This window comes from Candidatus Avelusimicrobium sp. (assembly GCF_051874775.1).
Lineage (GTDB): Bacteria > Elusimicrobiota > Elusimicrobia > Elusimicrobiales > Elusimicrobiaceae > Avelusimicrobium.
The window spans coordinates 37,651-54,185 of record NZ_JBJEGE010000002.1; the positions used below are offsets into that span (position 1 = coordinate 37,651).

General features: G+C 46.9%; 12 protein-coding genes. All 12 read right to left on the reverse strand.

All coding sequences use genetic code 11. The features are described 5' to 3' along the window. Position 1: 1 nt before the first annotated feature. Positions 2–1,123, reverse strand: a complete 1,122-nt coding sequence (locus ACI351_RS00205; protein ID WP_439733248.1) for a HAMP domain-containing protein — start codon at positions 1,121–1,123, stop codon at positions 2–4. A 15-nt stretch (positions 1,124–1,138) separates the two neighbouring features. Then, positions 1,139–2,593 carry a hypothetical protein gene (locus tag ACI351_RS00210; RefSeq protein WP_439733249.1) on the reverse strand — a complete coding sequence of 485 codons (1,455 nt, stop codon included), beginning with the start codon at positions 2,591–2,593 and terminating at the stop codon, positions 1,139–1,141. A 10-nt stretch (positions 2,594–2,603) separates the two neighbouring features. Next, positions 2,604–3,494 (reverse strand): type II secretion system F family protein, encoded by an 891-nt coding sequence (locus ACI351_RS00215; protein WP_439733250.1) that lies wholly within the window; start codon positions 3,492–3,494, stop codon positions 2,604–2,606. Beyond that, on the reverse strand, positions 3,494–5,122 hold the full coding sequence (locus ACI351_RS00220) for a type II secretion system F family protein (protein WP_439733251.1): 1,629 nt from the start codon (positions 5,120–5,122) through the stop codon (positions 3,494–3,496). Before ACI351_RS00220 ends, ACI351_RS00215 begins: the two co-directional genes overlap by 1 nt. 35 nt (positions 5,123–5,157) lie before the next feature. Continuing rightward, positions 5,158–7,680: an ATPase, T2SS/T4P/T4SS family gene (locus ACI351_RS00225; protein WP_439733252.1), complete on the reverse strand. Its 2,523-nt coding sequence runs from the start codon at positions 7,678–7,680 to the stop codon at positions 5,158–5,160. Between the two features lie 7 nt (positions 7,681–7,687). After that, the gene (locus ACI351_RS00230; RefSeq protein WP_439733253.1) at positions 7,688–8,434 is read right to left on the reverse strand and encodes a hypothetical protein; all 747 of its coding nucleotides are present in this window, start codon (positions 8,432–8,434) and stop codon (positions 7,688–7,690) included. Between the two features lie 14 nt (positions 8,435–8,448). Then, complete coding sequence (cpaB, locus tag ACI351_RS00235) at positions 8,449–9,204, reverse strand: Flp pilus assembly protein CpaB (RefSeq protein ID WP_439733254.1); 756 nt, start codon at positions 9,202–9,204, stop codon at positions 8,449–8,451. Between the two features lie 39 nt (positions 9,205–9,243). Then, positions 9,244–9,729: a TadE family protein gene (locus ACI351_RS00240; protein WP_439733255.1), complete on the reverse strand. Its 486-nt coding sequence runs from the start codon at positions 9,727–9,729 to the stop codon at positions 9,244–9,246. A gap of 5 nt (positions 9,730–9,734) precedes the next feature. Then, positions 9,735–9,965 carry a hypothetical protein gene (locus ACI351_RS00245; protein WP_439733256.1) on the reverse strand — a complete coding sequence of 77 codons (231 nt, stop codon included), beginning with the start codon at positions 9,963–9,965 and terminating at the stop codon, positions 9,735–9,737. Positions 9,966–9,990: 25 nt separating this feature from the next. Further along, positions 9,991–10,170, reverse strand: a complete 180-nt coding sequence (locus tag ACI351_RS00250; RefSeq protein WP_439733257.1) for a hypothetical protein — start codon at positions 10,168–10,170, stop codon at positions 9,991–9,993. Between the two features lie 3 nt (positions 10,171–10,173). Continuing rightward, entirely contained in the window at positions 10,174–11,151 is a 978-nt protein-coding gene (locus ACI351_RS00255) for a hypothetical protein (protein WP_439733258.1), read from the reverse strand. A 229-nt stretch (positions 11,152–11,380) separates the two neighbouring features. Further along, positions 11,381–16,438 carry a hypothetical protein gene (locus tag ACI351_RS00260; RefSeq protein WP_439733259.1) on the reverse strand — a complete coding sequence of 1,686 codons (5,058 nt, stop codon included), beginning with the start codon at positions 16,436–16,438 and terminating at the stop codon, positions 11,381–11,383. Positions 16,439–16,535: the final 97 nt, after the last annotated feature.

The window sequence follows — 16,535 nt, forward strand, 5'->3', positions numbered from 1 at the left end:
TTTATTTTTTGGAGTCTGATTCAGGCTCCAACACCAATACGATGCGGTTCTTGCCTGCGTCATCCGGCAACTGTACGGCTTTCACCAAAAATTGCACATCTTTATTAATCACGGAGCTACGCAGCACCTTGGTGGGATTTTCGAGTGCTTCGCCCACCACTTGGATAATTTCCTGCTGACGTCCGTCAAAAATATCCAACAAGTGCACCACATCTTTTCCTGGAACTTTAAGCTCAAAATTAGTATATAAGATGTTATTATTTTCGTCAATTACCATTGCGCGGGAACCTTTGGGCACGGTAACGGCCAAAATGGTTTTCCACCATTTTTGCTCTTTTTCAAGCGACATCAGCTCCACATTCTCCAACCCTTTTATGTCCTCGCGGATTTTGGACAAAAGAGATTTAATGGAATCAGCCACATCGCCAATTTCATCTTTACGCTCATTATACGAAAGAGACAAATTATTAAGTGATACGGCTTCAATGCTGTCTTTAAGCGCTTGCAAAGGACGCAAGATTTTAAGAAGCAGGAACAAATACAATACCCCGCCGATCAGCACCACCATAATAAACGCGCCAAACACATAACGCACCATAGAGGAGTGAATCAGCTTCTTGGCGTTTGCGCGCGAAACGGTTACATTTACCACACCGGCAACCATATTGTCTTTCGCCAACAACGGAATAGCCATATCATAGGAGTTGCCGTCCTGCGTCAAAATGGCACGGGGCAAACGATCCCGAATTGCCTGTACGACGGCATTAGTTTCAAAACCGACGGAATTATTATAATCCGTGTACGGCATACGCAAAAACTTGGTGTTTTCGTGCCATCGGATGGAACCGTCATAGTTTAAATAGATAAGGCTGGAAATACGGTCGTCGTTGCGGGCCATACCTTTCATAATTTCGGCTTCCACGAACGGCGCTTCGCCTTTGGGGCGGGCCGCCAAGCCCTGTACTAAAGACGGGGCGCGGAAACGCACCATTTCCACCATTTCGTTTTGGAGTTTTTTATCAAACACGAATTTGAACAAATTGTAATAGAACAGGCCGCCGATAACGGAGGCGTATACCGTTACCAAAACAAACCATAAAATCCATTTAGATGTCAGTTTCATTTCGTTTTAACCTCGTTATTTCATCAACTCTTCCACTTTACGGAGCCCCAAATCGGCGTCGCTGTTGCCAGGGTCAAGCTGTTTGGCCACAATCCACGCGGCGCGGGCCCGTTCGTAATCGTCTTGGTTAAAAGCGTCCAACCCTTCAATATATTTTGCGCGGGAAGCGGCACTGGCTTCCGCCGACACACGGCTTGTGGTGCCGCCCAAGGTAGGCAGCGTTTCGTTCGGATCAAGCGGGTTTCCGGAAGCAGACATACCGCCGGAAGCGGTACCTTTCCCGTTCGGGCTCAAAGGACCGCCGTTAAACCCCGGGATAGGATTTTCTTCGACTGTCACCGTTTCAAGCGGGTCATCGTCTTCCATATCGTCGCCGTTTTGGGCTGCTTCGGCTTTTTTAGCAGCTTCCTCCGCCTGTTGTTTGGCCTCTTGGGCCTTCTGTTCAGCCTCAATAGCCTGTTCTTTCTGTATGCGCAGGTGATTTTCTTTCGCATTACGGGCGCGTTTAATTAGTCCGTCCATCGAAGCGGAATCCGCTCCCCATTTCTTAGCGTTCGTCCAGTATGAAATAGCTTGGTCAAAGCGGCTGGCATTATACGATTTGTTTCCCGCATTGTAATATCCAGCGGCAATTTCGTTTTTTAACTGGGACATATATTTCTGTACGCGCGGATCACCGGGCTGGATTTTCGTAATGCGTTCAAACACGGCATACGATTCCACATACTGGCCTTTGTTATAAAAATCCAAAGCCTGTTTCATCGATTCTTCCACCTGCTGTTTACGCAGTTTGTTTTCTGTTTCCGCAATTTTGGAAACCAATTTAGAATCTTCCTTACGCATTAAAAGGGAATTGTACCACGCGTCAAGCGCGGCCTGATAATCACCTTTTTCGTAAGCCACGTCTCCGCGGCGGGCGTATTCTTTGGCGATATCATAATCAATTTTGCGTTTCCACGCAGCTGCTTTGGAGTTAGAGGGCTGAATGGTTAAAATTTCATTTAATTTATCATTCGCTTCCACCAAGCGTCCGCTATCGTATAAGCGGATAGTTTCTTGAAATTTGGCTTCTATTACCTGCGCCTCGGAAATCGTGCCGTACGTTCCCATATGCTGAGCTTGTTTGGCCAACGTTTGGGCCTGCTTAAAATTGGGATCGATGCTGAGAATGGTTTGAGCCATTTCCTGCGCGCGCTGATAGTCGCCGTGTTTATAGAGGATGTAAGCATTCTCGTACACCATACGCAACGTATAGTTTTGGATACGTTGTTTTTCCAGTTGAACGGTGGACAAATACTGTTTCTTTTCTTCCACGTCGTTTAAGGTACCCATAGAAATTTTGCTTAAGTCCAGCAGCATTCCCTCTTCTTTACCGTGCTGGCGGGTGGGAACCTCACCGCGAAATGCGGCTGCGCCTAAAAAGGACGGAGCCAATGATAAAACTAACGCCCAAATATAATATTTTTTCATACACTATCCTCTAAAATCCCATACCGCCGTTGACAAGACCCATCACCATCGGCGCTAAAATTAAAATAAAAATCGTCGGAAAGATGAACATAAAAAGCGGAAACAACATCTTTGTGGATGCCTGCGCCGCCAATTTTTCCGCTCGAGACAAACGGCGCGAACGCAAATCTGACGAAAAATTGCGCAGCAAATCCACCAAGCTGGTACCCAACTCGTCCGACTGAATAATCAGCCCTACCAAAGAACGCACTTCTTGCACCCCCGTGCGGGCGGAAAACCGCTCTAATGCTTCACGGCGGGAGTAACCCAACTTAATTTCGTTAATCGTTTTTTCTAATTCTTCTTCCAAAATCGTTTTCTCTTTCGCGATTTTGATGATTCTTTCAAAAGCGGTTAAATAATCCAAACCGGATTCAATAATTAAGGCTGCCAAGTCCACCGTGGTAGAGAAGTTGCCTAAAATTTCCGCCTGACGCTGCTGGATTTTGCTTTTAAGCAGCACATCCGGCACATAAAAACAAAGCGGAACAAGTATTACCGGCCAAATCGACTGGAAAAGAAGCATCATTGCCGCCGGAATTGCCATCGACGCGATAATTTTAGTATATAAAATATCGACGGGCTGCGGCTTGTCCGGACTGCCCAAAAGCATATGCATTTCTTCCAAACTGGACTCTAAATGAAAAGTATGCAGACAGAAAACGGCCACGCGGTCCAAAAATTTTTCTTCCGGTTTTAAGCGCGAGAAACTGGAAGTAGACTTAAAACGGCGAACGTCTACGTCCATTAAATTATCTTTTTTCTCTTTAGGGGCAAAAAGACCAAACACGGTCAAAAACACCGCGAACATACCCACAGACAACAGAACTTTAAGCCCTAATGTAAATACCAAGCTGTCCATTATACCCGCACCTCACCCATTTTCTTAAGCACTTTCATACCGATGCCAATCCAAATGATGCAGAATAAGAATACAAAAATCCCCACCGGACTCGTATAGAAGCCAATCATTTGGGAAGGGTTGAAAATAAACATAACGAGCATCATTACAAACGGCATAATACTGACAACAATGGACTGGATTTTTTGCTGTGCCGTCATCGCCTGTAATTTTTCTTCCAACTTACTTTCTTCGCGGATATTTTCCACCAAACGCGAGAAAATTACCGTTAAGTTACCGCCCACCTGACGCTGAATGATAATTGCCTTAATAATATAAGCAAGCATACGGCTGTCTACGCGGTCGGTCAAACCGTCCAAGGCTTTCTCAAACGGTGTACCCAACTGATAGTTTTTAACCACCAGCCCAAATTCGTCAGCGATAGGCGGAAGCATATCTTTGGACACCAGTTCAAATCCTTGCACAATATCCATACCCGAACGCAACGAGTTGGAAAGCAAAATCAGCGAGTCCATTAACTGCGCATTCACGCGTTTGCCGCGGCTTTTTTTCAGCGCATCCAACACCGCCGCCGGCATACGGATACTGATCACCCCGCCCGCAAACAACACAAGTAAAAAGACGAACACCCCGCCAAACCCGCCTACCATTATTCCCAGCAAAAGCCCCATCACGGAAAAAACGCCAATAGTACCAAATACAATGTATTTAATATCAATGGTAACAAACTGACGGTTAAAATCTTCCGCCCAAACAAGGCTTTTCTCTTTATACTCCGCCATTAAACGTAAAATATTTTCACGGCGGTTTTCCAGTAAAAGATAGACAGCAAAACCCGCCAACGCTGACCCCAATAGCAGCATAAACAGACTGTACGCACGGTCTGCACGGGTAGTGGCAAAAATTTTCGGATCCGGCGGATTAGCAGGAATGGCAGAACCCATAAACTGGGAAAATAAGTGATTAGACAAAATAACCACAGCCATCACGGATTTACGGTATTTGTCCTCCCTTTGGGAAACGGGACTGGAAAAGGATTCAATCGTACTGAAAAACTCGTTATTAATCAGCTCAAACGTAGAAAGCATAGAACGCGCACGTCCGTCCATACTGTCTTTCATAATAAGAAGCTGGTTATTGCGCAGCAAATCTTTGTTCAGACGGTCCAAGGTAGCCACCAAACGGATACGGTCTGATACAAACCCGCGGGAAAGCTGGTCAAGCACCAACGGAATATTCGGGTCCAACGACTTATCGGCCCGTTCCAAGAAGAAATATACGTTTGAAAACGCCTGCCGCCACAAATCCACTTCACTGTAGGTTCCTTCGCCGGGAACATATACTACTTTGGTATTTTCCATACGCGGGAGTTCTTTGTCAAACCACTCCGGCATCGCAATCTTACGCGGCTTACCACCGCTGCACTCGGCGGGGAGTTCGTATGTTTTTTCGGAAGTGGACTTTTTGACGTCAAAAAATTCCGCCAGAATACGCATTTTCTCCATAGAACAATGGATTTTTGTACGGTCTTTGGTACTGAGCGAACGGGCCTGCGCGTCCGCCGGCGTAAACAGCGGCGCAATGCACAGTAACACACTCCATATCCAAACGTACATTTTTTTCATCATATATAAAACCCTTCCGTTAAATTTACGGCAACCCATTATGCCTGCGGCGGAGCCGGAGGAATACTTCCTTGCGGGGATTGCGACGTTTTAGGTACAGCCGGAGCCTGTGGAGGCAGCGTACGCTGTGCAGACGGTGCATTTTGTACCTCTGCCGATTTTTCCGGAGCGGACGGCGCCGCGGGCGCTGTGACAGATGCCGGAGCGCTTGGTGCGACAGGCTGTGCTGCCGCTGCGGCGGGAGCTGTCGGCACATTCCGTACAGGCGCACTCTGTGCGGCCTTGGATTGCATAGAAACCACCAGTTTTCTGATGGCTTCGCGGTCCGGATCACCATTTTCATCCAACGGAACCGCATTTTTACGGAAAACATCTTCTGCTACCGGCTGGCCTTTAGCGGCAAACTCTTCATAAAACGTAGGCAAATTGCCTGTAGGAGCGAATAGCCCCTGTACTTTGCCGTTTTCGTCCACACCCGTCTGCACATAGCGGAACAAATCTGTGGACTGGATTTCGCCGTCTTTCTGTCCGTGCATTTCAGTAATATAAGTTACCTTTCTGGAACCGTCTGAAAAACGGGAGAGCTGCACAATCATATTGACAGCGGAAGAAATCATTTCGCGGATAGCGAAAATCGGTAAATCGGCACCCGTCTGCATACACATTGCTTCCAAACGGGATAAACCGTCGCGCGGAGTGTTGGCGTGAATGGTGGTCAGCGAACCTTCGTGACCGGTGTTCATTGCCTGTAACATATCAAGCGCTTCGCCGCCGCGGCACTCCCCGACCACAATACGGTCGGGACGCATACGCAAGCAGTTTTTTACCAAATCCTGAATGGTAACGGCACCTTTTCCTTCCACGTTTGGCGGACGGCTTTCCAAAGACACCCAGTGCGGCTGCTGGAGACGCAACTCTGCAGTATCTTCCACGGTAATAATACGTTCATCGTTGGAAATATAACCGGAAATCGCGTTTAAGAACGTGGTTTTACCTGTACCCGTACCCCCGCAAACAATAATATTTTTGCGGATTTTCACACATTTTTTAATAAACTCCATACATTCCGGACTAATCGTACCAAAGCGGTAATAATCTTCCGGACCAAACGGCTTGGATGAGAATCGGCGGATGGTAAGCGTCGGCCCCGATACGGCCAAAGGTGCAATAATGGCGTTTACACGGGAGCCGTCTTTCAAACGTGCGTCTACCAGCGGCACGGATTCGTCAATACGGCGGCCCAGCGGCGCCACAATACGTTTAATGACCTGCACTACCTGTTCGTTATTTCTAAATTTGTATTTGGTTAAGGTTAACTTACCTTTTTGTTCGATAAAAATCTTATCAAAGGCGTTAACCATAATTTCGGTAACGGCCGAATCGCGCATCAGCACTTCCAACGGACCCAAACCTAAAATTTCGTCGAGCAGTTCCGAAGTAAAACGCGTGCGCTGGTCGCGCGAGAACTGAAGGTTAGGCTGCTTCTGTAAAATATCGTCTACAATAGCGGCCACGCGTTTTCGGGTCTGTTCGCTGGCGGAGCTTTCTTCGCTAATAACGATATGTTCGATTTCCAAGGTATGCACAACCTCTTTGTGCACTTTTTGTTTCAAATCGTCCCAAAAAGACAACTTGGCGCTGTTGGTTTCTTCGCCCTCGTTGGCAATGTGGCTTTGCGCGGAACCGGCCCCCTTACCGTCGTCAAACAATACGGGTGACCAAATTTCTTTGGATGCTTGGGCAAATTCTTCATCCGATACCGAAGCTACCCAGTCTTTAGGAGCCGGTTTCAAATCGCGAATTTTGGCCAAAACAAGGCGAAGGCCTTTTACCCATTCAGACTGTGGGTTCGTGACAATTTCCACCTCGCGGCGGTTAGATGTCGCCATAACATCAGCATCCCACGGCAGAAATACATCCACTTCGCGTCCCAGATGGGAATAGAATCGTTCCATTTCTTCGTAAGGAATGGATCCGGGCATATCGTATCCGTTACAAATCACACTGACGCGGTCCATCGGATAGCGTTGTTCTTTATAATCATTAAACAATTGGACGGTGGAGTTAATATGCGTGCGAGTGGCATTGGAAACCCAAAACATTTTGTCGGCAATATCAAACGCAAATGCCTGCATCGGGAAAGAAGAATCTACATCCAAAAAGATATCAAACGTCTGTGCCAAACGGGACAAAATGGGAATTAGAATTTTTGGGCTGATAGAGGCCGCCTGCGCACGCGTATTACCCAGAGGAAGCAAACCTACCCCCCACTGAGACATAGAAATCTTTCCGCGCAAAAGACCACCAACTACAGCAATGGATGTATTACCCAACACTTTTAACAAATCCGCCACGCTGACGGGTTTGGCAATATCCAAATAAAAGCTGTGTTCCTGACGTGCAAGCGGATCGAGCGGCACAATAAGTACCGGACGTTTTTGAATACCCGCCCAGCCTAAAGCCAAGTTCAGTACCAGCGTTGTGCGCCCTGCGCCTTCTTTCGGACCGGCGAATGCAATAATTTTTGCGTCGGATTGTTGGGATTCAAACTCTTCTGCCATAAAATGTTTACTCTACGATTTCGACTGTAATGAACAGGAAGAGCGAACGCTGCTCTTCGGTCACGTCTTTACTCTTAAACAACAAGCCGATAAGCGGCAAACGGCCTAAGAACGGCACGCGGTCTTCGGACACGTTGCGCGCGCTGCTTTTCAGCCCGCCAATGACCAAAGTTTCGCCGCTATTGATTTCCACGTGAGTTTCCACATCACGGTTAGTAAAAGACGGCGCAGTCGCCGTACCGATAACTACGGTTCTGGAATAGTCCACCGTAGATACGGACAGCTGAACTTGCAAATCGATAATGTTATTGCGTTCCGGAATAATCGTCGGAAGCACGTTAAGCAAAATACCGTATTCTTCCAACTGGGAACCAACGCCTTGGTTATTTACAATCGGTATTGGAATTTTACCGCCGACCGTAATTTTCGCACTGTTACCGGAAGAAGTAACAATCTTGGGGTTGGACAAAACCTGCGCGCGGCCTTCCGTTTCCATCAATCGCAAACGTGTGGTAACGGCTGTTTTGCGTTCAAACTCGCCCAAAGACAGAATCCCGGGAATAGTGGCTTCTTCAAAATCAAACAACTGGTTCCAAGAAAACCCTTTTACGCTTTGCATCGTACCGCTGATTTCCACTACATCGGCGCTGACGGCAACCAAGCGCGTTTTTTTGGCGTGCAAATCAGCCGGTGCTAACAGCCCGAGCAGCAATACCGCAAGTGACAACTTCGTAATGAATTTTGTATTGGTCATAATTTATTCCGTTGTTAATTGTTAAATAATTTATCGAATGTAGCAATTTCCATCAAATAGTTGGTTACATCGCCGTGAGAACGCAAGATGACGGAAATCTCGCCCTCGGCTTGGGCAAGCGCTAAATATTGCGCATCGCGCGGAGACAGCGAAAGCGAAAGCACAGAATTATCCGAATATGCAGCAGCATCCTCTTCTTTGTTTTTCATTGCCGCGGCGGTACGGGCATCAAGCCCTTGACCTAAGTCGGATCCTACGCCCAACACTTTTACGTTCTGCAGTAGCGTCACGGCCACTTTTTGGCGCGAACCGTTTTTCATCGTTGCTTCAAAGGTCAAAAGCACATCGACGTTGTCATCGGGTTTAATCATACTGGCGGTAGTAATGGGTACACTGATAACATAACCTCTCATCTGCACCGGAATTTTGCTAGACAAGCCGGCCTCGGGAGACAGCGAGGTTATGGCGTACTTAGAAATCTGGTTGCCTTTGGGAATCTGAATGCGCGCCACAGCATTTTCAATGGCTTTAAAGTCAGCGGCGGTAGAATACGTAAACGCGTCTTTCTGCAAATACGCGGCCGGTATCGGAACAGTTTTAAGAACATCGCGTTTAATCACTTCGCGTTCTTTAATGTCACGCACGGGTACAAATACTTGTTGGATATTTTTGGAAGCGTTCAGCTTCTTCTCCGCGCTACTGACAATCATCGCATATACGATGGCCGCTAAAAGTGCCACTACAAACGGCAGGAAAATTCCTTTTTTCATTTTGTCTCCTTAAACAACTGTTAAATTAACAATTCAAATCTATTTGGTATCCGAACTCAGATACAGTTTTTCAATCGGCATCCGCGCAACAGCTTTAATTTTGCGTATACCTTCCCGACGGGGTTCGCTAGCCAAAATAAAACTAGTGCCGGGAAACGCCAAACGGACGGGATACGTAACCGTAACGATTACATCCTCGTGGCGGTGTTTTTTATACATCGGGTCCGTACCTGTTGTTTCTACTTTTATGGTAACACCTATGCTGCCCGCCTTACTGCCAAACACTTTCTGCTTGGCTTGGTTGATCTTTTGCGTCATTACCGTCCGGTCCGGCCGGCCGCTAGGTTTTTTAACCGATACCAGCGAGGCAATACGCGCAAATTCATAGGAAGCGTGGTTGGCAATAAGCGTGTGATAAGCAATATTGCCGTATTCAAGCACGAAGAAAATCATCAGCATAAATACCGGCAAAATCAACATCAGTTCTGCGGTTACCTGCCCGCCACACTTCCTAAAAAACTTCATATCAATTAATATTCAGCGGAAGAATTCATACCGCCTAAGATTTTGCCTTTGACGTTTTCAAAAAGTTCAGGCATAAACTTTTTGATAAGCGCTCCGGCCAAACCCGCCACGCCCACGACTACTACGAGCATCAATACGTATTCAATCGTGTTCTGGCCTTCTTTTTTCTTCAGACAGTCAAAAGCTTTCTCTCTCAAACCGTCCATTTTGTTTTGCAAAGCAACGATAAACTTCATACTCCGTCCTCCTAATTTTAAAAAATTAACTTCCGGTATCATATTCCGACAAAATCACTTTTGCACCTTGGTCAAACTGCTGAGGAACCAAGTGTGAATAAAGCACATAAAAGGAGATAATCGCCGTAAAAAGACCTGCCGCCGTTACAATATATTCCACCGCGGTTTGCCCTCTTTTATTAAACAACATCTCCTTTATCTTCATATGTTAAAACTGGATAGACACCGCAATCTGCTGCGACGTACCCAACGCCCCAAACGGCGTTACCGCATAATCCAAAGATGCACCGTAACCAAAGAGTTCGGAGCTGTATAGCCCAAACCCAAACGAAACTTTGGAGGTTTCATCCAATCCTACATCTTTTACCCACGACTCATCGCTGATCCCTGTATTTTCGCGCGAATAATAACCTACGCGCAAATCAAAGCGGGCCACCTGCAAAAGGTCCTCAGGGATATGGACTTCCAACCCCACGCCGTAGCGGTAATCGTCGTCGCGGTATTTAATATATTCGCCGGAAACCGTAAAATAGCGGGTGTTGATATCCGCACCCAAGCGAAGGCCGCGCGGCATTTCTTCTTTATCGCCAATGTTAACAAGCGCACCGCCCAATCCCAGCCAGTTGACGAGACGCAATTTTGCCCCCACGTCAAAACCGACGTTATCATAGTTATTATATCCTTCGCCGTTGTACAAGCGTTCCGTAATATATTTGGCCGTACCGCCGATTTGGAGTTTCTGGCTGAAAAATCCGCGCGCCAAAGACAGGCTGCCCACAAAGTTACGCACTGGCACGCCCGCCGTGGGATTTTGATTACCCCATTTATCGCGGAAGTCAAAATCGTCCATATCCATATAGTTAAATGTCACACCGACGATAGTTTTCCCAATCGGCTGCAAATACGCCAGCGTGCGGGCCTTATACCCCTGCAAATAGTCCAAATACGCAAACTGGAGTTCGCGCGTGGTGGCAGACGCCGCACCGGCGGGGTTCCAAAACAACGCTTCCGGTCCGTCAGCAATGGATACATACGCATTACCCAAAGCCTGCGCTCTGGGGGAACCGGCGTCAATCTTTAAGAACGCACTCGCACTCGTACCGGCGCGTTCGTTAATAGCAAACGCCTGAACGGTGCTTAAAGCAACTGTTAAACAAGCAGCTAAAACTTTTATTCTTATATTCATAAATTGGCTTCTCTGTTTTATTATACGGCTTTCTACAAATATTCGGCAAAACTTCACTCTGTTTACTTCCAGCACAGCAAATGGGATTCTTGCGCTAAGACTGTCTTCTCTTCCGAATTTTACACAAACATACGGGAAAAATTCCCGCATACCTGCGTCTTTCAATGTCCAGCGTACTCCGAGTCCATCTTAATATAAGGGGGAGAGGACAACTCTCCCCTTTATTTTCCTACGGTACTAAAACTTTTACCACTTTCTGGCAGTGTTCGCGACCATTTTGGGCTTTAAAATCCACCAGTCCAAAATACACGCCGCGGGCCACTTTACGACCGTGTTGGTTCGTCCTGTCCCACCGGCATCGCAAGGCAGCGTTACGGATATTCGGGAAATTCGCCAACCCCGCTTCATCCAATTTAGTAGAACCAGCCGGTATATTATCCGGATTAAACGTTAACGTATCTCCCATCGTTACCGTATAATTGTTCGCATCCACACACGTATAACCGCCGTCGCGTACCAAGTCGCCCGCCAAGTTAAAGAACTTAATAGATACCGTACCGGGCACCGGCATTTTGGTAATTTCCAACGTGCCCTTAGAAGCATCTTTCAGCGGGTTCGGATAGAAGAATACCGTTTTTTCCCAGTCTTCGCACACAAAGCGTCCGTCACCGATAGCTACCGTCGCTTTGTGCAGGTTCTGATACTCATATGTATCTGCTACTTTATGAATATCCCACTTAGTCTGGTCGGTGCTGCTATTGTCGCTGCCCAAAATTTCACCCGTGATACTGTCAATATCGGACGAATTGAGAGCTGTTACAAAACGGAAAGGATACGTTCCGTCCGGCACTTCCTGCTGGGCATAGTCGCGTCCATCCCACGATTCTTCTATTGATGTGGTAGCAGGACGGATACCAACAAGTGCGCGCACCAATACTTCGTGAATATCCTGTACTTCTTTACCCGTCGTCGGATTACGCAGCGTACCTTTTTGGTAATCGAAAATCGTGGTACCGGGTTTAAAGATTTGGATAGCCACTTTCATCGGCACCGAAATCTGATAACCGATTTTCATATCCGTGTTACGTTGGGAAAGAGCATACCCGTCTGCTTCCAAGAGGTCAAACACTTTTAACAGGTCGGCATTCAACGTTATACTCTTCACCGTTTCCTGATACAGACCCGGATCCGGATAGTTTTTGGCCGTCAATCGAATTTCATATACCGCCGATTTTACGTAGAAGCCGTTATTGTCCGTTCCGTCCCAGTAAATCTTCCGCGTGACGTTCGGGTCAAAATTACTCGTGTTCATTATCGTCATCGTCGACAGGAATTTACACACGTCTCCCGCTTTGTTCTGTTTCAAATCTTGGTGGACGGTGGGGTCCGGGTTACAGACGTTCGGCTCAAGTGCCACGATGGCTACTTCCACGGTGGCCGCGCGGGACACCGCAAAGTTGATTTCGTACGGCGGGATGAAAATCGGGCCGGACGACACGTTAAAGAGCTGCGGAGAGTTCGGGTATACCACCGTGGAACCGTCTAAGAAATACACCGGCCCGCGCGTTACGTTCACTTTGCTGACGGGTTTATCCGTAGCGTACAAGTAATCTTGCTGGACTACTTCCGCCGCCGTTTTGAACGGTGCGCCAACCAAGTATTTTGTAGCAGGCGTCACGCCGGCGATATCTTCCGTACCGTTGGCATAATACCGGTCAAACGGTTCGTCGGAGCGCGCCGAGATGAAGAACGGATATTGCCCGTCCGGAACCATTTCGTACGGACATTGTTTCAAATCAGTCGCCTCTTTACACGCGCCGGGCTCTTTTGTGGACGTCGGATTATAGAAATACAACGCGTCCCATTCTTCCGTTACCGTCATCCCGTCACCTACACGCGTAGAGGAGCGGTCAAACGTTTTGACAGGCTGCAAACGTACATCCACCACGCCCGAGGCCGCTATCGTCGCATTGTCGGGGTAGTTGGTAAAAGAGGTATCGTTCACATAAATACATTTCGGGTTTTTGGCAGGGTCAATATGACCATCTGTCAAGTAAGCAGAATCCGTCCTCTTATCGCAAATACGCGGAGGCCACGCCGCAGCAGTATTAGCAGTAATGTTTACCGTTTCGCGCAACAATGTTACTTTATACTGCAATTCATTAGCAATCGTAGAACCCGCCACATAATTTGGATTTTCAATCGCGGTAATCGTATCGCGCGTATACGGATTGGCGGAACCCGTTAATTTGGTTGTGGTACCGAAAGCCACATTCGTGAGTGTAGCAGTCGTACCACCACTAAGAGGAATTGCAACGGAAGCCAACGAACTTGTAAATGCAGACCCCGTATAAGAAGCTGTTACAACAGCGTCCCCATAATCCCCCGTTGTATTATTATACGCAGGAATGACCACATCCTTATTATAGATGTTTACTTGCACATTCATCGCTTTGGACAAGTGATACGAAATCGTTGCTTTTGCTTCGCTGTCCCCATATACATCCGTCGTGCTTACGTCCACCACACGGTACATATCTACAGGGAACACCGCCGACGCGCGGTTTGTTACCGCAGGGAACATCGCGTCTTTCGTTTCCACTACAAACATATACGTCCCGGGAGTGACCATACGGCCCGCATCATCACGTCCGTCCCACGACAAGGTATTTAACTGCTGCGCCACCTGTGTCACGCCTTCTTCCGGCGTTAAGTATTTTACCACTACGCCCGCCGTGTTTTCTACTTTGGCAACAGCCGTCGCTTCGCGCACTACCGAGTATTTAAAGATGAAGGGATCCAAACCGTAAGCCGTCGGGCTTGATCCAATCGTCGAATAGCTGACAGGCTGAATGGTAATGTCCACCATTCCGCGTTCGATCGCTATCATACCCGTATTATATTTGAGCGTTTTTACACCCGTAAAACATTGGTTGTTGATTTCTTTATCGAGACCGCCGGCAGGCTGCCCTGATGCTTGCGTGCCACAAACTCCCCCCGGATAAAATACGGGCGTTCCGTTAACACCAGAAGCAGCATTTAAATACTTGCCGTTATACGGGATCTCCGCCCATAAAACGTATACATAATTGCCGTCCGGCATAGGTGCACCGTTGGCAAAGGTTTCAGTACATACGCCATTATTAAGGGGGTGAGCAGTACTGCCACATAATTCACCGTCGGACATTTTTTCGTTATAGGCATAGGTGCGGGCACAACCCGCTTCTTGATTACACAATCCGTCCCAGCGGGAGGTAAAATTCATACGCCCCGTACGATCCTCTACAGAGCTGTAGACTAACGAACCGCCCACAGGCGTCGGAGCCTTACCCGTAGATTCAGAAGAATCCGTTAATATCGCACCAGAATTATTTTTCTCAAAAGAGGTACCGGGTGTGTAGATATTCCAATAAATCTTGGCAGGCTCCGTGGGTACATAGCTGATAGACGCATACCCCGTAGACTGTTTATTCAATCCCGTCACCTGTATATCCGTTAACCGCAACGGATCCAACGAAAGCTGTCTTGTAACTGCGCGCGAAAAGTCCACCCCAGGCCACTCATCTTGCGACTTGGCCTGCAACGACACTACATAGTTGCCCGCAGGAAGCAGCATTCCGTTATCGTTGCGTCCGTCCCACGAGTCAAACTCCGTAATCTGTACGTCTTTTTCTACCCCTTTCAAACCTTCGCCCAAGCGCGGCTGCCAATCCACCAACGTGCGGACTAAACCTTGCAGATCATCATCTCCAACGTTAATTGTTCCGTTATTTTCATCACCATACTTAATATTATCGCCGTTGGACGCGTCAAAAATGGCAATGCGCACGTCCGCATCTTTACTCAAGCGGTACGCATACGTATAAGGTTGGGCGGACACGGCCGTAATATTACCCACCACGGACGGCGTACTGCGCACCGTATGGATATTGGTTACATCCACCTGTATGGGGATTTGGTTCATACCCGGATAAGCAATAATGGAGTTAAATTCAATTTTGTCAGTAATAATATTATCACCAGTGGTATCTGTAGCTACAGTTGCGCGGAACGCATATTGCCCGTTAGATTTACCAAATTCTCCCGCAATTTCGTATGAACCGTCCCATGCGGCACAGAAAGGAATAGCTTCATTTCCATTTGATTTGATTCCATCCCCGTTAAACACAGCATAGTTACAAACCTTATTTGGACACGTACACTCACTACCTACTGTACCATACTTCGAGCCATCAGAAAATTTATAACAGTCCGCGCCAACACTTTCCGATCCAATACTGTAATATTGGGCAGCATTACACGTGTTACCCTCCGTACTACTTCCGGGGCATTTATACGAACCACATTTGGCCTCTTCTGGATTAGGATATAAATCAATAGTACGAATAGCGGGAGTCTCTTCAGGGTTTTCCACGTTTTTGTTGTTATAGTATTTTACAATATCAAACTTAACTTGCTGCAGCGGAAATGCAATGGAATAAGTACTACCCCCTATCGGTTTATTAGTGCAGTATACATTCATACACAACGCTAAGCAGTGGTTGGGATAAGACGTTTTATTATTAACATTAGCAATAGAAGAATACGGCTGATCGTATTCAATCAACGCCGAAGACACCCACGGATCCGTAGTGTTAGAGTTACCAGGAGGATTAGGCATATACACAAAACTACGGTTATCCAAAGAATTGGAGTCTACATCAATAGCATAGCCGGAAGCTGTAGAATTATAACCAACAATTTCATAATTATCGTAAAAAGTTTGAAGCACTGCACCCGCCTTAGGTTTATACTTGCCACTAGCAGTATCAAGTTCGCAGTCCTCTATTTTGTAATATTGATTTTTCACATAAAAACGGTCATACAAGCTATAATTTTTATCGCTTATCCTAGAATTTGCCGATTCGGGAGAATCAGTTTTTTTGGAAACTAAGCGAACTTGAAAGTCCCCATCTGTTCTAATTTCTCCCACATTCATAGCAGTTCCCTTAGAAGCACATTCACCGAAAAGCATCCCTTCCATCACCGACGTAGTGGAATAAAAACCAGGCTGAGAAGAAGCCGTTTTTAAGTTCAAAAAAGACGGAGTATTGGCTAAAGAATAATCACAATATACATTTTGTACACTTGCGCCGGAAGACATTTCCCTATAAAACACGCCAGCATATCTTACCTCAGCCGTTTGTGCAAAAAGCGACGCACTTGCCGTAAAAAACAACAGGGCTAAAACGGCGCAAAGCACCGCTTTACCCGAAAAAACCCGGAGTAAACTTTTAAGTTTGTTCATTGTATATGTATCCATTTGGGGAATATGTCCCGTCGTAAAATTAAGTTTTACAAAGCTGTGGCGCACCTAAAAACACGCGCAAAACGGCGCGTTAAAA